Source organism: Serratia sp. GW822-FHT06E05 (genome assembly GCF_058799445.1).
Genome location: NZ_JBXALM010000003.1, coordinates 187,973 through 212,817 on the forward strand (window position 1 = coordinate 187,973; position 24,845 = coordinate 212,817).

Genomic DNA, 24,845 nt, shown 5'->3' on the forward strand with positions numbered 1-24,845 from the left:
TAAAATAAACAGTTTTGATGACAGAAACGGCGGGATAATCTTCCGCGGCTTTATGATAGATTGTGAGCCATGATATCAGGTGTGACGTACGCAGCCAGTTGAACTAAGGTAAACAGGCTGCCTGAAAGGTAAAAGTTACGCAAGATGGCACATTCCGCCACCTTATGCGTACAACAGACTCTGTTAGAATCGGCAACTATTTCGTCTATCGTCAGCGCTAACTACATAGCAATATTGCTGCACAACAAGGAATGCAAATGAAGAAACTGCTCCCCCTTCTTATCGGACTGAGCCTGGGCGGCTTCAGTGCAATGAGCCAGGCAGAGAACCTGCTGCAGGTCTACAAACAGGCCAGGGAAAGTAACCCGGATCTGCGCAAAACCGCCGCTGACCGTGACGCCGCATTCGAAAAAATCAATGAAGCGCGCAGCCCCTTACTGCCACAGTTGGGGTTAAGTGCGGGTTATACCCACACCAATGGCTACCGTGACAGTCGCGATCAGAACAGCGATGCCACCAGTGGTTCACTGGCGTTGACCCAAACCATCTTCGACATGTCGAAATGGCGCGCGCTGACGCTGCAGGAAAAAACTGCCGGCATCTCCGACGTGACGTTTCAGACTTCGTCGCAACAGCTGATCCTCGATACCGCCACCGCCTATTTCAACGTGCTGAGCGCCATCGATTCACTGTCCTATACCCAAGCGCAGAAACAGGCGGTATATCGCACCCTGGATCAAACCACTCAGCGCTTTAACGTTGGTCTGGTAGCAATCACCGACGTGCAGAACGCCCGTTCCAACTACGATACGGTGCTGGCGGCGGAAGTCACTGCCCGTAACACGCTGGATAACGCCTTGGAAAAACTGCGCCAGGTCACCGGCACCTTCTACCCGGAACTGGCTTCGCTGAATACCGACCGTTTCAGCACCCAGCGTCCGGAAGCAGTGAATAATCTGCTGAAAGAGGCCGAAAGCCGCAACCTGAGCCTGTTATCCGCTCGCCTGAGCCAGGATCTGGCCCGCGAGCAGATCCGCTCTGCGCAAACCGGCTATATGCCAACGATTGACTTCAATGCGTCAACGGCAGTCAGTAACACCAAAAACAACGGCTCGCGTAATTCAACGCCAGACGCCGATATTGGTCAGAACAAAGTGGGCCTGAGCTTTAATATGCCGCTTTACAGCGGTGGCCAGACCAACTCGCAGGTGCAACAAGCACAGTACAACTTCGTCGGCGCCAGTGAGCAACTGGAAAGTGCACACCGTAACGTGGTGCAGACTGTTCGTTCCTCATTCAATAACGTGAACGCCTCGATCAGTAGCATCAACGCCTACAAACAGGCAGTGGTGTCGGCTCAGAGTTCACTGGATGCAATGGAAGCAGGTTATCAGGTCGGTACCCGCACCATCGTCGACGTGCTGGATGCCACCACCACGCTGTATAACGCCAAGCAACAGCTCTCCAGCGCGCGTTATACCTATCTGATCAACCAGTTGAACATCAAGTTCGCACTCGGTACCTTGAACGAGAACGACCTGATGCTGTTGAACGGTGCATTGGGCAAACCAATCTCTACCTCGCAAGACGTGGTAGCGCCACCGACCACGGCGCAAGACGCTTATGCCGACGGTTATCAGGATAATGCGCCTGCACAGCAAAGCGCAGCGCCGGCACCGGTTGCCGCTACCCGGACCTCTGCGCCGGTGAGCACAACCACTCCGCCTGTACGCAACAGCGGTAATCCATTCCGCAACTGATTCGCGCACAGCATTGAAAACGGGGTATGGCATCTGCCAGCCCCGTTTTTTTTGTCTCGGCTTATAGATTTGGATCCTCAGCCCCAATAGCAGGAATTCACTTCTGTGTGTTTGGGCAGAAGAACTGGCTGAAAATCGAGAAAAGGCTCAAATAACCTGCATAAGTGCTTTCATGTATCCCATCGCATAGGCCATACCCGAGTGCCATGGCGCCTCACAGCTCATCTGCGGCGAATGATCGGGGATCAATACACCGTTAAATTTGCACTCTTTTAGCACTCGCAACACCTTCGGCATGTCTATATCACCTTCATCGATAAAGGTTTCATGGTAGTACGGCACTTTGCCTTTCACATTGCGAAAGTGGATATAAGCAATGGCATCCTGCTGTGCGTACTGCTCCACCGCCTGGTAAACATCCCCCTCTGACATTTCGGCGATAGTGCCAAGGCAGAATTCCAGCGCATTCGCGTGGCTGGGTTGCAAATCCAGCAATTTTTGATACAAATGCGGTTGATTGACCAACCGCGGCTGACCGCGTACAAACTCGAGCGGTGGATCATCCGGATGCGCTGCCAGCCTGACGCCAGCCTCTTCCGCCACCGGGACAATCTGCGCCAGGAACCACTCAAGACGCTGCCAAAGCTGCTCTTTCGTCGCCACCTCTCTCAACCCTGTAGCATCTTCATCCACCACCATATTCCACGCCATGCTGGCCGGTAGCGGGCTTTCTGTTTGCTCATTGGCTCCGTTTAGCCCAACGGTTTTTGCTCCGCCACGCGCTTTATTTTCCTCTATTCGACCGGCGACCCCGGCCAGGCTGAAGTTATAGCCAAAAACGGGAATACCGGCGGCACCCACATTGCGAATAATTTGTTTAACCGTTTCTATCTGCTGAGTTTTTTTGGGGCCATCAAACAGAATGTCGTCCCAATGACAGGGATCGAAGTTTTCGATGGCAAAAAATGTCAGGCCGAATTTCTCCATCCGGGCGCGAATATCGAGCAGCTCTTCCGTGCTCCAGATCTCCGCCTGTGCCGTTCCCCACCCTTGAGTATCGCCCACGGGCTGATTCGAACGAGAAAAACGATCGTTTCGATGAAAGTAATCCACCATGTGCACCACGACATGCGTCGCACCGCACTGGCGAGCAAAGGCAAAGTGCTCATCATCCAGCATATGCTTGTACAGACCGAAACCCAGTTTCATCACCTTATCTCCTGAAGAAAAAAATTTTATTTATCACCGATTACGGATTCGTACCCTGCCCCTCAGGCAGAAGCTATCAACCTGTATGACAGGTTATGGGAAATAAAAATAACAGAAAAGCGGCAAATCACTGCGATGTGATCTTCATCGTCAATATGGCAACGACAAACCGTCGAAAAGAAGAGGGGGTGATATCATCACGGCTATCGCTTTATCTCGTTTGGATGGGATCCGATGGAGAACACTTCACGCTGGCAACGCCTGATCGAAGGCGAACTGCCGCCGGCCCAGCGCCCTGCTCCGGCAATTTATGCTTCCTGGCTACGTTGTCGCAGCCTGATGCAGCCTGCGGTGTGGAAAGCCCCCCACTGCGCGCTGGGCGCGACTTTTACGTCAATCTGCCAGCGTAAGAACGATCTGCTGACGCTCGGCCAGGCAGCGTTGGAGGACGCCTGCGAATACATGGAACAGCGCCGCTGCCTGTTGGCTATCCTCGACGAAAGCGGCTGCATGCTGTGGCTGTGCGGCGATGTCCTGACTCGCGAACGTCTGCAGCTGTTGGGGTTTACCCCCGGCGCCTATTGGGCGGAAGGTGATATCGGCACCAATGCACCGTCGCTGGCAGCATCGGAGGGGCATCCGATACAGGTACGCGGCAGCGAGCACGTGCGTCAGGCGCTGCACGACTGGTCATTCTGCGCCACCCCAGTCTATGACAACAGCGGCCGTCAACGCGGGTCAATTGCGCTGGGCTGTCTGCTGGCCGACTGCGCCGCCGGCGATCTGTCCCTGACGCTGGCGCTGGCACGCGAAATCGGTAATTCGCTGAATGCCGATGGCCTCCTTGCCGAGTCCAACCGCCACCTGAACCAGCTTTACGGCCTGCTCGACGGCGTGGATGACGGCGTTATGGCCTGGGACCATCGCGGCTATCTGCAGTACATCAACCAGCGTGCCGCCACCCTGTTGAAACTGGATGAGCAGCAAAGCCAGGGCAAACCGCTGACACAGCTGCTGACGCTGCCCGCGTTGCTCAACCGAGCTATCGCCCAGCGTCAGGCGCTGCAGCACGTTGAAGTCACCTTTGAGAGCCAGCGGCAGTTTATCGCAACGCTATTGACCCTGAAGCCGATCTTCGACGGCGAGCGCTGCAGCTTTATCGCCCTGCTGCACCCGCTGGAAAGGCTGCGCCAGTATGTCAGCAGCCAATTGGGGCGCGTCAGCCACAGCTTTGAACAGATGCCGTCCGCCTCGCTGGAGATGCGTCGCTTGATCCGCTATGGCCAACAGGCGGCGAAGGGGCAGCATCCCATTTTGCTGTGTGGCGAAGAAGGCGTCGGCAAGGAACAACTCAGTCAGGCGATCCACAATGCCAGCGATCGCGCCGCCGGGCCCTATATCGCCCTCAACTGTCAGCTATTGCCGGAGGCCCAGGGGCTGCGCGAGCTGCTGGGCAGCGACGCCAACGAAGAGGAAGCGGGCCAGCTCAGCAAGTTTGAACTGGCCAACGGCGGGACGCTGTACCTGGAGCAGATTGAGTATTTGCCGATGGAAATGCAGTCGGCACTGTTACAGGTGCTGAAAACCGGCGTGGTAATGCGGCTCAACTCTAACCGAGTGATCCCCGTCGACGTGCGGGTGATCGCCAGCAGCGCCGCCGATCTGCCATTGCTGGTGCAGCAAAATCGCTTTCGCCGTCAGCTGTTTTACAGCCTGCAGGCGTTCGAGATCCAGATCCCGGCGTTACGCCAGCGCCTGAGCGATATTCCACTGTTGGTGAAGCATCATCTGCGTACGCTGGAACAGCATTTCCAGTGCCGCTTCCGGGTAGACGACGAGGTGATGACCCAACTTGGGCTCTATCTGTGGCCCGGCAACGATCTGGAGCTGAAAGGCGTGGTGGAGCGCACGGCGATGATGTGCCACGGCCACCACCTGCAGCTGGCCGATCTGCCCGAGCACCTGCTCGGTCAACAGCCCTTACTGGAAAGCGATCCGCAGCCGGGTATGCCGCTGTTAACATTGGCGGAAATGGAGCGCCAGGCGATCATTCGCGCGGCCAACGTCAGCCGCGGGCAATTGAATGAAATGGCGCAGCTGCTGGGGATTGGCCGCACTACGCTGTGGCGGAAAATCAAACAGTATCAGATTGATATCCGCCAGTTTAAGCTGCGCGCCTGAGGCGGCCGTCAGTGGCTGAGCTGCAATACCCCGCGTGCCGCATCCAGCATCGCCTTTTGGCCGTTGCGGGTTTTGCTCATGCAGTCGTGCATGCCAATCACCATCGGGATCCCCATCGCCTTAGCGAGGATCGCGCTGTGCGACAGCGCATTGCCACCGCTCAGGCAGATGCCCAGCACCAGTCGGCGATCTAACATCACCACGTCAGACGGCATCAGTTCGTCCATCACCAGAATCGACGGTGTGGTCAGCGTGATTAACGGCAACGGCTGCTGCTGCAGATGGCTCAAGGTGCGGCGCAGCATGTCGCGCACATCCAGCTCACGCGCCCGCATATATTCGTCGTCCAGTGCGCGATACTCCTCGGCTATCGCTTCCATCTCCTGCTGCCAGGCCTGCTCGGCGCTGCATTGCTGACGGGCAATGCGGGTATAGGCCGCCTGTTGCAGGTCCGGATCGTCCAGCAACATGCTGTGTGCGCCGAAAATCGCCGCCTGTGGCTTGCCAATCAACGAGCCGGTGCGCTCCGCCAGGCGGTTCAAATCGCTTAGCGTATGTTGCAGCGCTTCACGCAGCCGCTGCTGTTCGTTGAGTACGTCATCGGCGCCAATCTGGCGTTCGGTGATCGCCGGGCAGAAGCTGTACGCCTGCCAAACCGGGCCGCTGGTGACGCTTTCCGCCACCGGTATACCGTGCAGCGAAGGTAAACTTTGCTCAGAGACGGTTTCACCAAAGTGCTGCTCCGCCAATGCGCTAAAGGCCGCCAGCGCCTGGTCGGCCTGCGCACCGTCGGCAATCAGCCGGATGGTGTCGCCATAACGCACCTGCAACAATGCCAGCTGGTTAAGGCTGCGAGGATTGGCGCACTGCCCCTGCTTTTCCAGCACCAGTTCGGCATCGAACGGCGCCAGCGCTTCCGCCAGCCGGGCCGCCGGGCGGGCGTGCAGCCCATGTGGGTTCTGCACCGTCCAACTGACGCTTTTCCCCTGAGTGAGCGGTAATTCAACCTTTTTGACCACGGGCGCAGTACCCTCGCCCAGTTGCGCCTGCTTGGCCTGCAGCGCGCCCTGCGCCTCGGCCAGCACCTGCTCCAACCCGGCGCCGGCATTTGCGGCAACCACGGCGGCCAGCGTCCCTTCAACCAACGGCGCCGAACACAGCCTGACTTTGGCGGCCAGCGCCGGATCCAGCAGATCGATGGCAGTTTCCGCGCTCAATAGCGCGCTGCCCAGGTCCATCAGCACCACAATGCCCGCGCCCTCGGCCACCGACTCTATCGCCTCCATCACCTTGATCGCATCGGTGCCTATCGGGTGCTCCGCATCATCGACACCCGCTGCCAGCGCCAGCTTGCAGCCGTCGCCACGCATCATCTGCAATGCCAGTTCCTCAACGCCGCGAGCCAACTGTGCGCTGTGTGAAACAACAACGATATTGATCATCTCGCCTCCTGCTATTGGCCGGCGACCTCTGCCAGCGTTTTCATCATCAGCATCACCGAAGTTGCGCCCGGGTCCTGATGACCGATGCTGCGCTCACCCAGATAGCTGGCTCGCCCTTTGCGCGCCTGCATGGTGATAGTGCTTTCGACCGCCTGCTCTGCCCGCTCACTGGCGCGCTGCAGGGCTTCCGCGACGCCAAGCTGCTGCTCAACCGACTGACCAAGGCTGTCCACCACCGCCCACCAGGCATCGCACATGGTTTTATCACCCGGTTCCGCCTTGCCGCGCATCACTACGCCATCAACGCCTTCCTGCATCAGTTGATGCAGCTCTGCCAGATCCAGACTCTGTTTGGCATTCGCCGCCTGCGCCGCACGAATGAAGAAGGTGCCAAACAGCGGACCGCTGGCGCCGCCCACGCTGGACAGCAGCGTCATGCCGGTGTTTTTCAGGATAAAACCAATGTCTTTGTCCGCCACCGAAGGCAGTTTCTCCACCACCTTGTTGAAGCCGCGGTTCATATTAAGCCCGTGGTCGGCGTCGCCGATCTCGGTATCCAGCCGGGTCAAGAAATCGCGCTGCTGAGTAAACACTTCGCCGCAACGCATCAGCCAATCGACCACTTGTTGTTTGGTTAACGCCATAATTCCTCCTCAGCAACCCCAACGCAGCGCAGGCGTTTTCACCGGCGCATCCCACAGCGACAACAACTCGTCATCCACCTTCAGCAGCGTGATTGAAACCCCTTGCATGTCCAGCGACGTGCAGTAAGAACCGATCAGGCTGCGTTCGACGATCAAGCCTGCTTCGGCGCAACGTTCCGCCAGACGGTGATAGACGCCATACAGCTCGGACAGAGGTGTCGCACCCAGGTTATTCACCAATGCAATCACGCGATCGCCGCGCGTCAGCGGCTGCTTGGTTTGCGCTTCATCACGCCATTCCCCCTGCTGACGATCCCAAACGCGGAGGGTGCGCTGGTAATGGCCATGGTCTATCAGGGTATGGAACATGTCGTCCACCGCCGCATTGAGGGTGGTAAACGGACGCCGTGCAATGCCCGGCTCGCCGTGAATGCCGACGCCAAACTCCATCTCGTTTTCCGCCAGAACGAACGAGGGCTTGCCGGCGGCCGGTACGGTACAGGCTCCCAATGCGATGCCGATCGAATGCCCGTGATTGTTGATGCTGTGGCCCAGCGTCACCAGGCTATCCAGATCGTCGCCGCGCGCCGCTGCCGCACCGAGCAATTTTTCCATCAGCACGGTATTGGCCACCCCGCGACGTCCGGCGGTGAACAGGCTGTCTTTGACCGCCACGTCATCGTCCACCAGCACCGTCGCCACCTGGACGCCGCTGTCATGCAGCAGCTCGGTGGCAGTTTCAAAGTTCAGCACGTCGCCGGTATAGTTTTTTATTAGCAACAACACCCCGGCACCACCGTCGATCGCCTGGCCGCACTCGTACATTTTGTCCGGCGTTGGCGAGGTGAAAATTTCGCCCGGGCAGGCGCCGTCGAGCATGCCTTCGCCGACAAAACCGCAGTGCATCGGCTCATGGCCGCTGCCGCCGCCGGACAGGATCGCCACTTTGCCCGCGACCGGCGCGTCGGCGCGAGTGACGAACACCGGCTCCTGATGCACCAACAGCTCCGGGTGCGCCTCTGCCAGCCCCAGCAGTTGCTCTTCCAGTACCGATTCCACCTTATTAATCAGTTTCTTCACGGTTATTTCCTCGTTTGGCCCACGGGACGCAGCCTGCTGCGCCCCTGCGGCATCAGCTTGAGTGTCGTTGCAGCCAGGCATTGCCCAGCCGATCTGCCGTCAGAATGGCCGCCTGAACGCTGTCCGGCGTGACCTTGAACGGCATATTGTGGATAGTTTCGCCGGCAGCGCAGCTGGCTTCGGCAACCGCCATGATTTTCTCTGCCGCATCGCCGCTAACCCCCATTTGCGCCAGCGTGATCGGCAAACCGAGCTGCTGACAGAAATCCAGCACCGTTTCGATCTGCTCCATGCTGCTGTTTTGCAGCACCAGCTGCGACAGCGTGCCAAAAGCCACTTTCTCGCCGTGGTACAGATGATGGCACTCTTCGAGCACGGTAAAGCCGTTGTGGATGGCATGCGCTCCCGCCAATCCGCTGCTTTCAAAGCCGATGCCGCTCAGGTAGGTATTGGCCTCGATAATGCGCTCGACCGCCTCCGTCACCACTCCGGCCTCGACCGCCAGCTTGGCTTTGACGCCCTCCGCCAACAGCGTCTCATAACACAAGCGCGCCAAACTGAGGGCTGTCAGCGTCGATTTGCCGCCCGCCATACTGGTGGCCTGCGCATCGAAACACGCCTGCGCCTCAAAATAAGTCGACAGCGCATCGCCCATGCCCGCCACCAGCAGCCGCACCGGGGCCTTGGCGATAATTGCACTGTCCATCACCACCATGTCGGGATTGCGTGGGTAAATCAGGTATTCGGCAAATTCGCCCTGTTCGGTATAAATCACCGATAACGCGCTGGTCGGCGCATCGGTGGAAGCGATGGTCGGGATCAGCACCACCGGCAGATGCTGGTAATATGCAATCGCTTTGGCGGTATCCAGCGTTTTGCCGCCGCCGATGCCAATCACTCCGCGACAACCGTGAGCCTTGAGTTCCCGGCCGAGCCGGTCGATTTCCTTATGGCAGCATTCGCCGTTGAACACGCAGGCATGGTGCTTCACCCCGTGCTGTTGCAGGCTGCCCATCAGGGTATCGCCCGCCAGCTTCATCACGAAGTCGTCGGCAATCACGAAATAATGGTCGGCAAGGTTTTTGGCGTATTCGCCCACGGCGGCCAATGCGTTGGCGCCCTGAATGTACTTGCCTGGAGACTGGATGATTCTCAACATAACCGGATCCTTGTAGGGAAATTGGCGATGGTAACGTTCAGATATCAGGTGATGCTGCGTCGGTCTTGTGCCGCCGCGTTGTTATGGACTGACTATAGGGCTTGCCGCTTGCTTTGCGATCTCGGGATTTTTCGTTTCATTATGGAACATTACTTTCCCCTTCACGTTCCATAATGAAACCCTGACGCCGCTTTTTTAGTCAGTAAAGCGAGCTGGCGCACAGCCCAACGTATAACTGCGTAAAGAGTGGATTCTGTGGGCGTTTCAGCTTTAATTTTGACCATCTTTCCCCTATTCTTACGGCCACTACTGGGAAAGGGCGAAAACAGCCCGACTGATGGGATTACTAACGATGAAACGGACAAAAAACATCAACCAAGAGACGTTCCGCAAATCCTGGCGCAACTACCGTGTTGCCCCCGTGGCTTTGGCGATCAGCGCAGTCTTTATGCTGGCCGGCTGCGAGAAGAGCGATGAAACTGTCTCCATGTATCAGAATGCCGACGACTGTTCGCGCAACAACCCTTCCATGAGCGAGCAGTGCACCACCGCCTATAACAACGCCCTGAAAGAAGCCGAGAAAACGGCGCCGAAATACGCAACCCGCGAAGACTGCGTCGCCGAGTTCGGCGAAGCTCAATGTACTCAGGCACCTGCTCCGGCCCAGGCCGGCATGGCCGCAGAGTCGCAGAGCAGCGGCAGCTTCTGGATGCCGCTGATGGCCGGTTACATGATGGGCCGCATGATGGGCGGCTCCGGTTTTGCTCAGCAGCCGCTGTTCACCTCCAAAAATGCAGCCAGCCCGGCAAACGGCAAGTTTGTTGACGCCAGTGGCAAGAGCTACGGCCCAGCCACAGCCGGCGGCCGCACCATGACGGTGCCGAAAACCGCGATGGCGCCAAAACCGGCAGTGACCAATACCGTCACCCGCGGTGGCTTCGGTGAATCCGTGGCCAAGCAAACCAGCATGCAGCGCAGCAGCGCAACGTCCAATTCCGGCTCACGCAGCATGGGCGGTTAATGCATGAAACGCGTTGCGATTACCGAGCGTCCGGACTGGCGCGAAAAAGCCACCGAATTTGGCTTCCGCTTCCACACCATGTACGGCGAACCCTACTGGTGTGAGGATGCCTATTACCAATTCACGCTGGCGCAGATTGAAGAAATTGAAAACGCTACCGCTGAATTGCACCAGATGTGCCTGCAGGTGGTAGAGAAAGTGGTCAGCAGCGACGCGCTGATGACCAAGTTCCGCATCCCGAAACACACCTGGGAATTTGTGCGCAGCTCATGGCGCACCAACCAGCCTTCGTTGTATTCGCGTCTTGATCTGGCCTACGACGGCGTTAACCCGCCCAAGCTGCTGGAGAACAACGCCGATACGCCAACTTCGCTGTATGAAGCAGCCTTTTTCCAATGGCTGTGGCTGGAAGATCAGATCAATGCGGGCAACCTTAGCCCGGAATCCGATCAGTACAACAGCCTGCAGGAAAAGCTGATCGAGCGTTTCGCCGATCTGAAAGCGCACCACGGTTTTGGCCTGCTGCATATGGCCTGTTGCCAGGACAGCGAAGAAGATCGCGGGACAGTGCAGTATCTGCAAGATTGCGCGCTGGAAGCCGGCGTGCCGACCGAATTCCTGTTTATGGAAGAGATTGGCCTGGGTGAAAAAGGCCAGTTTACCGACCTGCAGAACCAGGTTATCGGTAACCTGTTCAAGCTTTATCCGTGGGAGTTCATGCTGCGCGAGATGTTTTCTACCAAGCTGGAAGACGCCGGCGTACGCTGGCTGGAGCCAGCATGGAAAAGCATCATTTCCAACAAGGCACTGCTGCCGATGCTGTGGGAAATGTTCCCGGATCATCCAAATCTGTTGGCGGCCTACTTTGCAGAAGACGAGCACCCGCAGCTTGACCACTACGTCACCAAGCCGCTGTTCTCACGCGAAGGCGCCAATATCCAGATTGTGCAGAACGGCCAGCAAGTCGCGAGCGTCGATGGCCCTTACGGCGAAGAAGGCATGATCGTGCAGCAGTTCCACCCGCTGCCCCAGTTCGAAGGCAGCTATACGCTGATCGGCAGTTGGCTGGTGGACGATCAACCCTGCGGGATCGGCCTGCGCGAAGATCGTGAACTGATCACCCAGGATCTATCGCGTTTCTATCCGCATATCATTCTCGGCTAACGGCTCAGTTCTTGGGTAAAAAGCGCGATCTTATCGCGCTTTTTTTATGCCTTCCATCTGGTGATTAATCGATTAACCTTCTATACTCGAAGCGTCTGTTCTCCTCGGGCGGAGCAACCAGATATGAAACTGACGTCCATGATCCCACCGCAGGTCAACCTGGCGGACGGATGCTTTACCGCACCTGATGTTCAACGCAAATCCACGACGCTGGGCAGCCTGGCGGGGATCTTTGCCGATGCCGTGGCCTGGCAAAGCTTACCGGCGGAGCTTGCCGTCTATCAGGTTGAAATGTTGCCTTCCGTGCAGCAGGAAGGCGAGCTGTTTGTCGGCACCACTCATCTGCAACCTGGCCGGGTGGGCGACGAATTCTTTATGACCCGTGGGCATTTTCACCAGCGGCCAGAACAGGCCGAGTTCTATTTTGGCCTACGGGGCCAAGGTTTGCTGTTGCTGCAACACCAGGACGGCGCTTGTACGCTGGAACAGGTTTCCCCCGGTAGCGTTCACCATATCCCCTCCTTTACCGCCCACCGTTTGATCAATACCGGTAATGACGTGCTTTCTGCGCTGGCGGTGTGGCCAACGGTCGCCGGCCACAACTACGATGCGTTGCAGCCTCAGGGTTTCAAGCTGCGGGTCTTTGCCGATGGCGATGACTGGAAGGCGGAGGCGCAATATGAGTGACTCAATGCTGCGATTTGGGCTTGATGTCCGTATTAGCGACTGTCCGATGGGATTTGGCTATGGCAATGACGTGATTGGCCCCTTGCCGGAGATACGCACGCTGGAGCAAATCCGCCGTTCCCTGCGCGATCCTGACAGCCAGGGACCTGAGCAGGTTTATGCCATCGCGATGGACGTCGCAAAACAGCAACATTTGGCCGAATTGAAGAAACGCATGCTGTTGTTCGGCATTGTCACCTATGCTCAAGGGCAATTGGGCCAGGAGCCGATACGTAGCCAGGGACACGTACACCGTATCAGCGCGCACAGCGGTTGGTCACCACCGGAGCTGTATGAAATCTGGCAGGGAAAGGCGATCATTTACATGCAGGAACGGGTGGAATATGAACCGGGCCGCTGCTTCGCCGTCCACGCCGGACCCGGCGAGAAAGTACTGGTGCCGCCGGGTTGGGCCCACGCCACGATTTCTGCCGATCCTCACCAGCCGCTGACCTTCGCGGCCTGGTGCGATCGTGAATATGGCTTTGAATACGATGCCGTGCGTGAATACAAAGGACTGGCGTGGTACCCGCTATTGCAGGGCGACAATATAATCTGGCAACAGAACCCGCGTTATCAATCCGGCCGGCTGCACGCCATCGGCCCACGCCAATACCATGAGTTCGGTCTGAGTGATGCCCCGCTCTACTCGCAGTTTGAAACCGATCCGGCGCGCTTCCAGTTCATTTCCAAACCGGGCAGCGTAGCGGAAAAATGGCAACGGTTTGAGCCCTAAAGATTACTGTCTAATTCAATAATAGGAAATTTCTACCCTATGAGTTTCAAGCTGCAGCCTAGGCGCCTGGCTGCAGCTTGAAAGGCGACGGGTATCAGGAGAACAAGCCGCAGGCCACCCCCGCCGCTGCCAGGGCCAACAGCCCCAACATCGCTTTCACCGGTGACAATCCCCGCTTGGCCATCAGATACCAGGTCATCAGCACCACGATCAGCGGCATCAGGTTAGGGAAAATGCCGTCCAGCATTTGCTGCAGGTGAATATTCACCCCGTCTTTGGTGATGAACTCCAGGCCGGTGCCCAGTTTGACGTAGCTCGCGGCTACGCCGCCCATAACGAACACTCCCAGCAGGGAAAGCGCTTCTCGCAGGCGTGAGGACTTGCTGCTGACCAGCATTTCCACCGAGCCGGAGCCCATATGGTAGCCCTTCATAAACAGCCAGTAAGACCCGGGAATGACGATCAGGCTGAACGCCATAATGTAGAATAACGGGCCAATCACGCTGCCGCCGGCAGCCAGCGCCATACCGATGCTCAACAAAATGGGCAGCAACATGCCCGGCACCATGGAGTCGCCGATACCGGCCACCGGCCCCATCAGGCCGACCTTGAGCGTATTGATGGTTTCACCGTCGATCGGCTCACCGTTGGCACGCTTTTCCTCCAGCCCTATCACCATGCCGTTAACAATCGCGCCCAGCTGCGGCTCGGTGTTATAGAACGAAGTATGGCGGCGAATGGCCTCAATGCGCTGTTGTTTTTCCGGATACAGTTTTTTCAGCGCCGGCATCATGCTCAGGCAGAAACCGTAAGATTCCAGACGTTCAAAGCTCATCGACGACAGGTTGTACATCATCCAACTGCGCCAGCAACGACGCAGGTCCTGCTTATTCAATTTTGGTGTTGGCGTATCCATCAGAATTCATCCTCATCGTCAGCCTGAGGCGCGGCCTGTGCGGCAGCCGCCTGCGGCTCTGGCTTATAGTTGTAGTGAATCAATGCCAGCAGCGCGCCGACAATCACCAGCGCCACCATATTCAGCTTGAGGAAAACAATGCAGATGAACCCCACCAGGAAGTAAATCAGCATGCTGTAGCTTTTAATAATCTGCTTAAGAAGAATGGCGATACCGACCGCAGGCAGAATGCCGCCGACCACGTTCATGGTAGTCAGCACCAGCGTCGGCAAGCTGTCCATAAAGGCGTTGATATAGCGCGCCCCGAAAAAGACGGCGATAAACGTCGGTACAAAGCGCAGCAGGAAGTTGGTGACCTGCGGCCAGATGGCGCTGTTGAGGTAAATGCCCTGTTCGTCCCCGCGCTCCACCGCCAGATCCGCGCGGTGGTTCCAGTAGGAATTGAGTACCATCATGGCATTGAACAACACGGTGCCCATGATGCCGATAGTCGCTGCCAGGGCGACGGCCACCTCGGGTCCTTTACCGGAAAGAATGCCCAGCGCAATCGCCGGGAATGCTACAAAATTGAGGTCGGCCGGCATCGATCCGCCCGGTGTAACCATGGCGATATAAACCGCCTGTACCGCCACACCAATGATGATGCCGGTCTGTACATCGCCGAGGATAGCCCCCACCAGCATGCCGGAGACCAGTGGACGGCTGAGAATATACCAGCCTCCAGTCAGTCCCAGCAGCCAGGGGCTGCTCAGCGCGCCGAGATAGCAAAGTATCCCGATAAGCGTCGCTTCAAACCACATAGTTCACTCCCGCCGTTCAGGCTTATTTGAGTTTCTTTTTTGCATCCAGCCAGCTGAAATGGCTGGCATCCGGGACTAAACGGAATTCGATGGCATGGCCGTGTTCGGTCAGGAAATCAAAGGCTTCCGACTCTGTTACCGTCACGGATTGATTCGGGCCGATAGTCACCGTGTCTTTGCGGGCAGACATCGGGCCGACGTTGATTTTCTTGTTGCGATTGCTGAGGTCGATTCCTGCTTCCATCAGCCGTCGCAGCGTGACCGGCGATTTGCCAATCACGAAGTACTGCTTGTCGCTGGCAATCACCTTCGGCAATTTTTCTATCGCCTGCTGTACGGTGAACAGCCATACCTTGGTATCCTGCACTGCCCCTTTCATCACCGATGACAACAGCGGATCTGCCGCGACCTCATCATCAATCGCCACGATGCCGTCGCAGGGCAGCTCTTTCGCCCAGCGGGTCACCAGTTGACCGTGAATGACCCGGTCGTCGATACGTACGAATGAAATAGCCATACTCTCTCCTCAGAAATCGTCCATTTGCGCCGTCACCGCAGGACGGGCAAGCGCAATCGCCTCACCGCCCTGCGCCACCAGCTCTTGTGCCGCCAGTTGAACATCCTTTCCTTCCAGCAATTCGGCACTCATCAGCAACATCGGGAAATTCACGCCGGTCACTACCGCCATCGGCACTGGCGCATTGGGATCAAAGGCGTGACGACAGGCCACGTTGTACGGCGTACCGCACAGCATGTCGCACAGTATCAACACACCGTCAGCCCCTGCGCTCACCCGACGCAGTTCGTCGGCAAAGTCCCGCTTAAAAGCCTCGATGCCGGCGCCTTCACTCAGACCGACATGACTGGTCCCCGGCAACTCACCGTAAACCATGCGCGCGCTGCTCAGTAACGCCTCGGCCAGCGGCCCATGAGAAGTCACAATCACTCTCAACATAATGTTTATCCCCTTACCCAGGCTTTGATGGTGCCCAGGGTTTTACCCAGGCTGCGGCCATGTGGGCTGATGCGATACGCCCCGACCGCAGCCGGGACGATGAAGGTTTCCGCGTAATGCACCACAAAGGGAGCAAAATGGCCCCCAGGGCTTTCAACCACTGCCTCTTCCCCTTCCACCAGGTTCAGCACGTTCACTCGCCCTTCGGTATGGTGCAACACCGGTTCACTGAACCAGTGGCGGCGGGTTTCGATAAATTCGCGCTCGTGCAGGCCGGTTCGCTCTTCCTGCCAGCCTTGCCCTTCAGCAACCGGTTCAACGTGGTTGACCAGGTGCTCCGTTGCCCAACTGGTGTCGCATTGCCAGTTGATCACCTGCTCACCGTGCTGCAAATGCACCGGACGTGGCAGGCCATCTAATCCCACACGGCCCCAGTCCCACAGTTTGAAGGTGAAAATGTACGGCGTAGCGCTGATCTCCAGCACCATGGTGCCCGCACCTGAGCAGTGCACCGTCCCAGCTGGGATCAGGAAGTGATCGTGTTTACGCGCCGGGAAGCGGTTCACAAAACGGCAATCGTCGAACGCCTTTTCGCCCCTTTGGGCGGCCGCCAGATCGGCCATCATCGCCTGCGGATCGGTACCGTTTTTCATCCCCAGATACACTTCGGCGTCTTGCTCTGCCGCCAGAATGTAATAGCTTTCATCCTGGGTGTAATGCATGCCGAAATGCTGTTGGATGTATTCCGTCAGCGGGTGCACCTGGAAGCTGAGGTTTTGCCCGCCGACGGTATCCAGCAGGTCAAAACGGATCGGGAATTCGGCGCCGAAACGGGCGTGTACGCGCTCGCCCAGCAGGGGCCTCGGGTATAACAGCACCAAATCCTGTGAGGGGATCTCGACCCGAACGTCACCAAAACGCATTAGCAGGCTGTTTTCCTCGGGCACGCAGTCAAAACACCACGCGTAGTTGGCTGCCGTCGGGTCGAGATCGAACTGTTGTTTCATCCATTGACCGCCCCAAATACCGGGGTCAAAAAAGGGCACGACGCGGAATGGACGTTGGGTGACCTGCTGCAATCCAGCGTGGAATGCCTCGCCACTCACGGCCTTGGGCTTACCTGCCTGGTTGGTGTCCAACACCAGGTCAGCACGCTGCAACAACGGGGTTTTATGGCGATCGAACACCCGCCATTCCACAAAAAAGGCCCGCTTGTAACGACGCAACACGTCTTCGTCCACATTGGTGACGCCCCAGTTGCCCAGTTCACCACGGCGAAAACGCTGCTGGATTTCCCAGCGAGCCATGTCGGCATACACCAGCACATCGCCCTCGGCGATCAACGCCGCGCCCGGTCCATAAATCACTACCAGGCCACTGTCGACGCTCGCAATTTGATCGCGTAGCTGCTGCACGCGCTCATCATCAAAAAATTCAGGCAGTTGATGGCATGAAAGCACGCCAAAAACGCGGTCATCGGTTAAGTTGCGCTCAATCATCGCGTGAATATGCGATTCATCATATTTGGCCAATTCGGCGTTGATACTGTTGGCTGGCTTCAGCGGATGGATAAGATTCTCGCTCAGTTCTGCCAAATTCACCCCAGGGTAGCAATCCACCACCAACAGGGTTTTGCGTAACCCGAGGGTGGCAATCTTGCGGCTGACTGCCTCGACCACCGCCGGCCAACCTTGCCAGGCGCCATGATCAAAGCCCTGAACCGCCACTTCCGGGTGTTTGTCATAGCTTGTTGCGTTGCGCTGTTGCTCTGTCATATCCTTCTGCCTATGCACTGAATAGATAGAAAAAGATTAATCGATTAACCTTATAACAAACAGGCTGATTAACGAGATTAACCTCATATAATGGATAATAACCTACTAAAAAGCTTATAAATCGCGATCGTCGTCACACTCTATTTAACGAAATCACACAGAAAAAGGTTAATCGATATACCTTGATGTAAAAGCCAGTATCGACAGGAGATGAAATGAGCACCATAACCTTGGCGGATGTCGCCGCATACGCAAAAGTCTCCACCGCTACGGTTTCGATGGTATTGCGCAACCGTGGCCGCATATCGGATGAAACACGCAAGCGTGTGCTGAGCGCCATCGATCATCTGGGCTACGTTTACAATCAGACCGCGGCAAACCTGCGCAATCGCAGCAGCAATCAGGTCGGCCTGCTGCTACATGACATCACCAACCCTTTTTACGCCGAGATGACCGCCGGGCTGAGTCAGGAAATGGAACGCCATCAACTGATGCTGTTTCTGGCCAACAGTGAAGAATCGGCCGACAGGCAACAAAAATTTGTCGACTCGCTGCTGCAAAACAGCGCCAGCGGCATGGTGCTGTGTGCCGCTCGACAAACGCCGAGCCTGTTTTTTGAAACGCTGAAACGCCGCAAGATCCCGGCCATCATGGTGGTCAGGCCGGTGGCTGATGCGCACTTTGACTTTGTCGGCACAGATAACTTCCTTGGCACACAGTTGGCAACCCAGCATCTGTTGGATCTTGGCCATCGCAATATCGCTTTCATCGGAGGATCCATCAACTCCACCACCCGCGCGCAGCGGTTGGGGGGTTACACCAGCAAGCTGCTGGAACGGGGGATTGTGGTCAAGGGCGAATGGATCGTCGACAGCGAGGCCAGCCAAAGCTCCGGCGCCAAAGCTGCAGAGCAGTTGTTGATGGCCCATCCGGAAATCACGGCGGCGTTATGCTATCAGGACATTGTCGCGTTGGGCGTGATGCAGACATTACGCAAACTCGACCGCCAGATTGGCCGTGATTTCGCGCTGATAGGATTTGATGATATTACCGAAGCGTCGCTGGTGCAGCCGGGTTTGACCACCGTATCGGTGGCTTCCCGCGAGATCGGCCGCAAGGCGGGGGAACTGCTGTATAGCCGCATTCAAGGCAATGATGAGCCGCCAAAACGCATCATCCTGCCGCCTTCGCTGGTGATCCGTCAATCCTGCGGCTTTGCCGATCAATCTACGCCAGCCTGAGGCCGGCGTAGAGCCTTTAGCCAACCTGCACCGACAGCATACTCAGTGCGCTCATCTCGATGCCCTCCACCGGAAGGGTTATCGCCTCTTTGCCGTCCCAACTGCCCAGTACGTATAACAGTGGGAGATAGTGTTCCGGCGTCGGGTTAGACAGCGCCGCGCCTTCGTGCTGCATAAAATTGACCAGCGGATGGTTATCCCCCTGATAATTCAGGTTATCACGCACAAACCGGTCAAACGAAGTGGCCCACGGATAAGGGATGGCGTCCCCCTGCCATTTTACCATCCGCAGGTTATGCACCACGTTGCCGCTGGCGACAATCATCACCCCCTGGTCACGCAACACCGCCAGTTTACGGCCCAGTTCATAATGGTATTCCGCCGGTTTGGTGCCGTCGATGCTGAGCTGCACGATCGGAATATCCGCCTCGGGATACATTTTGATCAACACGCCCCAGGTGCCGTGGTCCAGGCCCCATTCGCTGTCGTCTGCCGTGACAGTAATCGGCGCCAACACGTGCTGGATCTGCTCCGCCAGCGCAGGGGATCCTGGCGCCGGATACCGGGTATCGAACAGCGCCTGCGGAAAACCGCCAAAGTCATGAATGGTTCTTGGTTTTTCCATCGCAGTCACCGCGGTGCCACGGGTGTACCAGTGAGCAGAAACGGCAATGATGGCCTTCGGGCGCGGCAGCGTTTCACCCAGATGACGCCAGGCCTGGGTATAGCGGTTTTCTTCCAGCGCGTTCATCGGGCTACCGTGGCCGAGAAAAAGTGCAGGCATACGAGAGCTGTTCATACAAGATCCTTGGTCAGTCGCAAACATGATGGGGACTAGACTACGCCGTTTGCCACGGCGACACAGCCGGATAACCGTGATGATGATCTTCAATAAATTTGAACGGTTAAAACGATAGAAACAATCAGCCAAATCCACTCGATTTATGCCTTTACTCTGTTAGTATCAGAAAATAAACGATAATTTCAGCATATAAGGAGACGACCATGTCCGTACCGCTGCTCCTGACCTTGCTGGCCGGCGGCGCCACCTTTGTCGGCGCCCTGTTCGGCATTATTGGCCAGAAGCCTTCCAACCGAATGCTGGCTTTTGCTCTTGGATTTGCCGCCGGGATTATGCTGCTGATATCGCTGATGGAAATGCTGCCCGCGGCGCTGCACACCGTCGGCATGTCGCCGATGATGGGTTACGGCATGTTCATGCTTGGGCTGCTGGGGTATTTCGCGCTGGACCGCATACTGCCGCACCAGCACCCGCAGGACCTGATGCAGCAACCGCTGAAACCGCACAACCTGAAGCGCACCGCGGTGCTGTTGACGCTGGGCATCAGCCTGCACAACTTTCCGGAAGGCATCGCTACCTTCGTCACCGCCAGCGCCGACCTGGAACTGGGCATGGGCATTGCGTTGGCCGTGGCTATCCACAATATACCTGAAGGTCTGGCGGTGGCTGGCCCGGTGTATGCCGCAACCGGCTCCAAGACCAAAGCCCTGCTGTGGTCCGGTATTTCCGGCATGGCGGAGATTCTCGGCGGCGTATTGGCGTTCCTGCTGCTTGGCCCGATGATTTCGCCGGTGGTAATGGCGTCGATTATGGCGGCGGTTGCCGGCATCATGGTGGCGCTGTCGGTTGATGAACTGATGCCGTTGGCGAAAGAAATCGATCCGCACAATAACCCGAGCTACGGCGTCCTGTGTGGAATGGCGGTGATGGGATTCAGCCTGACGCTGTTGCAAAGCGGCGGCATAGGTTAACGGTTTTCAGCCACAAAAAAAGCCGCATTACGCGGCTTTTTTCATCGTCAGAAGGTCAGATCATTATCAGCTGGCTTTCTTTTCGTGAGCCTGGCGGTAAGCCACCAGATCTTCGATGGTCAATACGGTCATATCATGCTGTTTGGCAAACACGATCACTTCCGGCGCATGCGCCATGCTGCCATCGTCGTTAGTCAGTTCACACAGCACACCGGCAGGTTTGAAACCGGCCATAGAGACCAGATCGATAGTCGCTTCAGTGTGACCACGACGGCTCAGCACGCCACCTGGCTGCGCGCGCAGCGGGAAAACGTGCCCAGGACGATTCAGATCGCTTGGCTTGGCGTTATCGGCCACGGCCGCACGGATAGTGGTCAGGCGATCGGAAGCAGACACGCCGGTGGTCACGCCCTGCGCCGCTTCGATAGTCACGGTGAAGGCCGTCTGGAACTGGCTGGAGTTGTTGGTCACCATCATCGGCAGTTCGAGCTGCTGACGACGCTCTTCGGTGAGACACAGACACACAATACCGCTGCCGTGGCGAATGGTCAGTGCCATCTGCTCAACGGTCATGGTTTCTGCGGCGAAGATCATATCACCTTCGTTTTCACGATTTTCATCATCAAGCACCATTACACCGCGGCCATTGCGCAATGCTTCAATAGCTCGCTCTACGCGTTCTACCGGCGTGCCGAAATCTGAAAGTAGGGTCTGATTCATGGTAAAAAACCTCATTAAAAAATTATGGATTACCAGAACCAGGGCGATCTTGAGGAGTAGCTAGCAATAGCTAAAAAAATAACGCAAGCGGGCGCAAGCCCGGCAGATACCGTTACTCTCTCCCATCCGGACTATAACCGTCGGCCCCGGAATTACACCGGATCTGCTGACCTCTAACCAAACTGCAAGAGACTGGCTGAGCGCTCGCGGGCTTTCACCGTAGAAGGTGATTTACCGCCGGTGGGGACTTGCACCCCGCCCTGAGAATAAGCTTCTCGACTATAACGCTAATGATTAATCAGGGCAATTGGCAAAAGCACAATTCGGCCAATCACAGGGAATGCGGTTATTAGTTTATCCGGCGGGCAACTCGCATTACACTAGACGACAGCTATTAAACTCTGAAAGGGATACGCCATGATTGACCCGAAAAAAATTGAACAGATCGCACGCCAGGTGCATGAATCCATGCCTAAAGGCGTACGTGAATTCGGGGAAGACGTTGAGAAGAAAATCCGTCAGGTGCTGCAGTCGCAGCTTACCCGTCTGGATTTGGTCAACCGCGAAGAGTTCGACGTACAGACACAGGTGCTACTGCGCACCCGTGAAAAGCTGGCGTTGCTGGAACAGCGCATGAACGAGTTGGAAAGCAAGCTGAACGCAGCACCAGCCGCCGCACAACAGCCAGACGCAGAATAGTTACCGCTAAGGGCGCGGCATCGCGCCCTTACTGCCGTTTTAGCGCAGCCTTCGGCCTGCGTGGCAACACCAGCCAAATCAACGCGAACATCCCCAGCGCATACAGGCTTTTCCAGCCGATAATGACCATCAGCAGCAAACACAGCCCCAGCCCTACCGCCGCCATTAACCGCGAACGTCCGTGCAAAATTCGACAGCCCGCCAGCATACACAGCAGGTAGATCAGCACAAAGATGCCATTGGCATACACCAACAGCATATCCAACGGCAGTTTCAGCGTATAAATCAGCAGGGTAAACAGCAGGCAACAGCCCACCACCGCGCTTAATGCATTGACCGGTGCCTGTCCGGCGGACAGTTTAGCCAACGCGCTGGCTGGCCGATCCTGCGCCTGCGACCACACCAGCCGGGCGAAGCTTTGGGTATAGATATTCACGCTGGCAAAGCAAGCCAGATAACCTATGACGCAGGCTACCCACAACGCATGTTGCCCAAACAGTTGCACCACGATACCCGGCAACGACGCGGCCGCCGCCTGATGTTCACTGTATGCATGAAAGTGCAACACCGCCACGGTACAACCCCAGTACACCGCCCCGGCGACCAGCAGGCCAAACAGCAGGGCACGCGGGAAATCGCGCTCAGGGTTGCGGAACTCGGTTGCCAGATGCGCAAAGGCTTCCAAACCGACAAAGCACCAGAACATCACCGCCAACGCGTGGAACAAATTAGGGGGAGATATTTCGTCGAGTGCTGGCCAGGGGATTTGAGCAGGAGAGATGCCGCCACGCCACCAAATTGCGGCGACCAGCGCCACCACCAGCATGGCGATCAGCGTTTGAATATTGGCGCTGGAACCGGCGCTGCGCGTACCCAGCAGCCAAATCACCATCAGCGTAGCTATTTGCACCAGCAGCAGGCCATTGGCGCTCCAGCCGAACGCGGCCTGCCAAAAACCGGCGGCAATCTGTAACGCCGCGGGCAGGCCCACCGGGATCACCGACAAAAACAGCCAGCCGGTCACTTTCGCCATACGCGGGCCAAAAGCCAGACCGACAAAATGCGCGGCGCCACCTGCGCTGGGGAAATGCCGGCCCAGAGCAGCAAAAGCGATGGCAATAGGGAACACCAGCGCAATCAATACCGGCCAGGCCCAAAGGCTATCGCCCTGCGCCACCTGGGCCGCCAGCGCAGGAACGGCGAACACCCCCGTTCCCAGCAATGAAGTGGACAATAGCCCAACGCCCTGCGCCAAACTCAATTCCTGCTTCAGTCCACTCACTGCCACCGCCGTTTTATCCGCCATACTTCAAGTTGCATCCGCGTCGGCTGCTTTTACTCACCCGATTACTGCCTTGATACCACTCGAATTATTTAGGCTAAAAAGAGTCTGTTAGCCACGCCCGTCTTTGATTGCCTTGATAATATTGGTGGTCGACAGGCCGTCTTCAAAGTTCAGTACCTTGACGTCGCCGCCGTTGGCCCAAACCTCGGCGCTGCCGGCAATATCTTCAGGTTTGTAGTCGCCGCCTTTCACCAGCAGATCCGGCAGGATATCGGCGATCAGGCGTTGCGGCGTGTCTTCTTCGAATGCCACAACCCAGTCCACCGCTTCCAACGCACCCAATACGATCATGCGGTTTTCCAGCGCGTTGACCGGACGGGTCTCGCCTTTCAGGCGCTTGGTAGAAGCGTCGCTGTTGACCGCCACAATCAGGCGGTCGCCCAGTTTGCGGGCATTCGCCAGGTAGGAAACGTGACCGGCATGCAGAATGTCGAAGATACCGTTGGTCATCACCACTTTTTCACCGCGCTGACGTGCTTGCGCCACGGCGGTTTTCAACTGGGCTTCGGTCATGACGCCAAAGCCGGTTTCGGCACGGCCACGCACCGCATTTTCCAGCTCGATCGGGGAAACGGTAGAAGTCCCCAGTTTGCCCACCACAACGCCGGCGGCGGCATTGGCCAGGAAACAGGACTCTTCCAAGGTGTTACCGGCGGCCAACGCGGCGGCCAGCACGCCAATCACGGTATCGCCGGCGCCGGTAACGTCAAACACTTCCTGCGCCTGGGTTGGCAGGTGCAGTGGCGGAACGCCCAATTGCAGCAACGTCATGCCGTGTTCGGAACGGGTGACCAGCAGCGCGGAAAGCTCAAAGTCCGCCACCAGCTTCATGCCGCGTTCGACCAGCTCGGCTTCGTCTTTGCAGTGCCCCACGACCGCTTCGAATTCAGACAGGTTTGGCGTCAGCAGCGTCGCGCCGCGATAACGCTCAAAATCGGAACCCTTTGGATCGATCAGCACCGGCACCTTGGCGGCCCGCGCCAGTTGGATCATGCTCTGTACCTGGCTCAGCGCGCCTTTGGCGTAGTCAGACAGCACCAGCGCACCAATTTGCGGCAGCGCCTGCTGGATGCGTTCCAGCATAGGTTGCGAATCGACGTTGGAGAACCCTTCTTCGAAGTCGAGACGGATCAGTTGCTGGTTGCGTGACAGCACGCGCAGCTTGGTGATGGTCGGATGCGTCGGTACCGAAACGAAATCACAGCGCACGTTCACTTCGTTCAGCTTGGCGCTCAGTGCACGCGCCGCGTCATCAATACCGGTCAAGCCCACCAGGCGTGAGTTGGCACCCAGCGAAGCGATGTTCATCGCCACGTTTGCTGCACCGCCGGGACGCTCTTCAATGGTTTCAACCTTGACCACCGGCACCGGCGCTTCCGGTGAAATACGGCTGGTCGGCCCATACCAATAGCGATCCAACATGACGTCACCCACCACCAATACCCCGGCGCGGCGAAAATCAGGCAGTGTAACTTTCATCCGATAACTCCAAAAAAGTA

Annotated in this window: 23 protein-coding genes and 1 riboswitch; of the genes, 9 read left to right on the forward strand and 14 right to left on the reverse strand. The window is 57.2% G+C overall.

Annotated elements, in window-relative coordinates:
* The first annotated feature begins 257 nt into the window (after positions 1 to 257).
* Positions 258 to 1,760, forward strand: coding sequence for an outer membrane channel protein TolC (gene tolC / locus AC1RKC_RS10845; RefSeq protein WP_046372603.1), 1,503 nt, complete (start codon positions 258 to 260; stop codon positions 1,758 to 1,760).
* 147 nt (positions 1,761 to 1,907) lie between these two features.
* On the opposite strand, the gene AC1RKC_RS10850 is transcribed toward tolC, so the two are convergent.
* Positions 1,908 to 2,969, reverse strand: coding sequence for a mannonate dehydratase (locus AC1RKC_RS10850; RefSeq protein WP_493092496.1), 1,062 nt, complete (start codon positions 2,967 to 2,969; stop codon positions 1,908 to 1,910).
* A gap of 234 nt (positions 2,970 to 3,203) precedes the next feature.
* On the opposite strand from AC1RKC_RS10850, the gene dhaR reads away from it, so the two are divergent.
* Entirely contained in the window at positions 3,204 to 5,150 is a 1,947-nt protein-coding gene (gene dhaR, locus AC1RKC_RS10855) for a dihydroxyacetone kinase operon transcriptional regulator DhaR (RefSeq protein WP_020828692.1), read from the forward strand.
* Between the two features lie 8 nt (positions 5,151 to 5,158).
* Here the strand turns inward: dhaR and dhaM are convergent, their stop codons facing one another.
* From dhaM to AC1RKC_RS10875, 4 genes are read right to left on the reverse strand one after another with little or no spacing between them, the layout of a single operon-like run.
* A complete protein-coding gene (dhaM, locus tag AC1RKC_RS10860; protein WP_349525929.1) occupies positions 5,159 to 6,592 on the reverse strand; it encodes a dihydroxyacetone kinase phosphoryl donor subunit DhaM in 1,434 nt (477 codons plus the stop codon).
* Positions 6,593 to 6,603: 11 nt separating this feature from the next.
* Complete coding sequence (gene dhaL / locus AC1RKC_RS10865; protein ID WP_020828694.1) at positions 6,604 to 7,236, reverse strand: dihydroxyacetone kinase subunit DhaL; 633 nt, start codon at positions 7,234 to 7,236, stop codon at positions 6,604 to 6,606.
* A gap of 9 nt (positions 7,237 to 7,245) precedes the next feature.
* Positions 7,246 to 8,316, reverse strand: coding sequence for a dihydroxyacetone kinase subunit DhaK (dhaK, locus tag AC1RKC_RS10870; RefSeq protein WP_041415710.1), 1,071 nt, complete (start codon positions 8,314 to 8,316; stop codon positions 7,246 to 7,248).
* Between the two features lie 52 nt (positions 8,317 to 8,368).
* Entirely contained in the window at positions 8,369 to 9,475 is a 1,107-nt protein-coding gene (locus AC1RKC_RS10875; protein WP_493092464.1) for a glycerol dehydrogenase, read from the reverse strand.
* A 352-nt stretch (positions 9,476 to 9,827) separates the two neighbouring features.
* Here AC1RKC_RS10875 and AC1RKC_RS10880 point away from each other — a divergent pair, with 352 nt between their 5' ends.
* The 4 genes from AC1RKC_RS10880 (at position 9,828) to AC1RKC_RS10895 (ending at position 13,122) form a co-directional block, all read left to right on the forward strand.
* The gene (locus AC1RKC_RS10880) at positions 9,828 to 10,496 is read left to right on the forward strand and encodes a DUF1190 family protein (RefSeq protein WP_020828697.1); all 669 of its coding nucleotides are present in this window, start codon (positions 9,828 to 9,830) and stop codon (positions 10,494 to 10,496) included.
* 3 nt (positions 10,497 to 10,499) lie between these two features.
* Positions 10,500 to 11,660, forward strand: a complete 1,161-nt coding sequence (locus AC1RKC_RS10885; protein WP_020828698.1) for a glutathionylspermidine synthase family protein — start codon at positions 10,500 to 10,502, stop codon at positions 11,658 to 11,660.
* A gap of 123 nt (positions 11,661 to 11,783) precedes the next feature.
* The gene (locus tag AC1RKC_RS10890) at positions 11,784 to 12,347 is read left to right on the forward strand and encodes a glucose-6-phosphate isomerase family protein (RefSeq protein ID WP_261287041.1); all 564 of its coding nucleotides are present in this window, start codon (positions 11,784 to 11,786) and stop codon (positions 12,345 to 12,347) included.
* Positions 12,340 to 13,122: a glucose-6-phosphate isomerase family protein gene (locus AC1RKC_RS10895; RefSeq protein WP_048759819.1), complete on the forward strand. Its 783-nt coding sequence runs from the start codon at positions 12,340 to 12,342 to the stop codon at positions 13,120 to 13,122. Before AC1RKC_RS10890 ends, AC1RKC_RS10895 begins: the two co-directional genes overlap by 8 nt.
* A 94-nt stretch (positions 13,123 to 13,216) precedes the next feature.
* Here the strand turns inward: AC1RKC_RS10895 and AC1RKC_RS10900 are convergent, their stop codons facing one another.
* From AC1RKC_RS10900 to AC1RKC_RS10920, 5 genes are read right to left on the reverse strand one after another with little or no spacing between them, the layout of a single operon-like run.
* Entirely contained in the window at positions 13,217 to 14,038 is an 822-nt protein-coding gene (locus tag AC1RKC_RS10900) for a PTS system mannose/fructose/sorbose family transporter subunit IID (protein ID WP_020828701.1), read from the reverse strand.
* Complete coding sequence (locus tag AC1RKC_RS10905; RefSeq protein ID WP_020828702.1) at positions 14,038 to 14,838, reverse strand: PTS mannose/fructose/sorbose/N-acetylgalactosamine transporter subunit IIC; 801 nt, start codon at positions 14,836 to 14,838, stop codon at positions 14,038 to 14,040. The genes AC1RKC_RS10900 and AC1RKC_RS10905 overlap by 1 nt, the downstream gene beginning before the upstream one ends.
* A 22-nt stretch (positions 14,839 to 14,860) precedes the next feature.
* On the reverse strand, positions 14,861 to 15,355 hold the full coding sequence (locus tag AC1RKC_RS10910) for a PTS sugar transporter subunit IIB (protein WP_020828703.1): 495 nt from the start codon (positions 15,353 to 15,355) through the stop codon (positions 14,861 to 14,863).
* A 9-nt stretch (positions 15,356 to 15,364) separates the two neighbouring features.
* Positions 15,365 to 15,793 (reverse strand): PTS sugar transporter subunit IIA, encoded by a 429-nt coding sequence (locus AC1RKC_RS10915; RefSeq protein WP_129941651.1) that lies wholly within the window; start codon positions 15,791 to 15,793, stop codon positions 15,365 to 15,367.
* 5 nt (positions 15,794 to 15,798) lie between these two features.
* The gene (locus AC1RKC_RS10920; protein WP_493092465.1) at positions 15,799 to 17,568 is read right to left on the reverse strand and encodes a class I mannose-6-phosphate isomerase; all 1,770 of its coding nucleotides are present in this window, start codon (positions 17,566 to 17,568) and stop codon (positions 15,799 to 15,801) included.
* Between the two features lie 215 nt (positions 17,569 to 17,783).
* Between AC1RKC_RS10920 and AC1RKC_RS10925 the strand changes: the two genes are divergently transcribed.
* A complete protein-coding gene (locus AC1RKC_RS10925) occupies positions 17,784 to 18,809 on the forward strand; it encodes a LacI family DNA-binding transcriptional regulator (protein WP_020828706.1) in 1,026 nt (341 codons plus the stop codon).
* A 16-nt stretch (positions 18,810 to 18,825) separates the two neighbouring features.
* Here the strand turns inward: AC1RKC_RS10925 and ygiD are convergent, their stop codons facing one another.
* Positions 18,826 to 19,608, reverse strand: a complete 783-nt coding sequence (ygiD, locus tag AC1RKC_RS10930; RefSeq protein ID WP_493092466.1) for a 4,5-DOPA-extradiol-dioxygenase — start codon at positions 19,606 to 19,608, stop codon at positions 18,826 to 18,828.
* Between the two features lie 206 nt (positions 19,609 to 19,814).
* Between ygiD and zupT the strand changes: the two genes are divergently transcribed.
* The gene (gene zupT, locus AC1RKC_RS10935) at positions 19,815 to 20,582 is read left to right on the forward strand and encodes a zinc transporter ZupT (RefSeq protein WP_046372592.1); all 768 of its coding nucleotides are present in this window, start codon (positions 19,815 to 19,817) and stop codon (positions 20,580 to 20,582) included.
* 66 nt (positions 20,583 to 20,648) lie between these two features.
* Here the strand turns inward: zupT and ribB are convergent, their stop codons facing one another.
* A complete protein-coding gene (ribB, locus tag AC1RKC_RS10940) occupies positions 20,649 to 21,302 on the reverse strand; it encodes a 3,4-dihydroxy-2-butanone-4-phosphate synthase (protein ID WP_020828709.1) in 654 nt (217 codons plus the stop codon).
* A 110-nt stretch (positions 21,303 to 21,412) separates the two neighbouring features.
* Positions 21,413 to 21,574: riboswitch (FMN riboswitch) on the reverse strand.
* 145 nt (positions 21,575 to 21,719) lie between these two features.
* On the opposite strand from ribB, the gene ubiK reads away from it, so the two are divergent.
* Positions 21,720 to 22,001, forward strand: a complete 282-nt coding sequence (gene ubiK / locus AC1RKC_RS10945; protein WP_048759826.1) for a ubiquinone biosynthesis accessory factor UbiK — start codon at positions 21,720 to 21,722, stop codon at positions 21,999 to 22,001.
* 28 nt (positions 22,002 to 22,029) lie between these two features.
* Here the strand turns inward: ubiK and yjeH are convergent, their stop codons facing one another.
* Positions 22,030 to 23,283 (reverse strand): L-methionine/branched-chain amino acid transporter, encoded by a 1,254-nt coding sequence (yjeH, locus tag AC1RKC_RS10950; RefSeq protein ID WP_046374962.1) that lies wholly within the window; start codon positions 23,281 to 23,283, stop codon positions 22,030 to 22,032.
* Between the two features lie 111 nt (positions 23,284 to 23,394).
* Positions 23,395 to 24,825, reverse strand: a complete 1,431-nt coding sequence (hldE, locus tag AC1RKC_RS10955; RefSeq protein ID WP_020828712.1) for a bifunctional D-glycero-beta-D-manno-heptose-7-phosphate kinase/D-glycero-beta-D-manno-heptose 1-phosphate adenylyltransferase HldE — start codon at positions 24,823 to 24,825, stop codon at positions 23,395 to 23,397.
* Between the last annotated feature and the right edge of the window lie 20 nt (positions 24,826 to 24,845).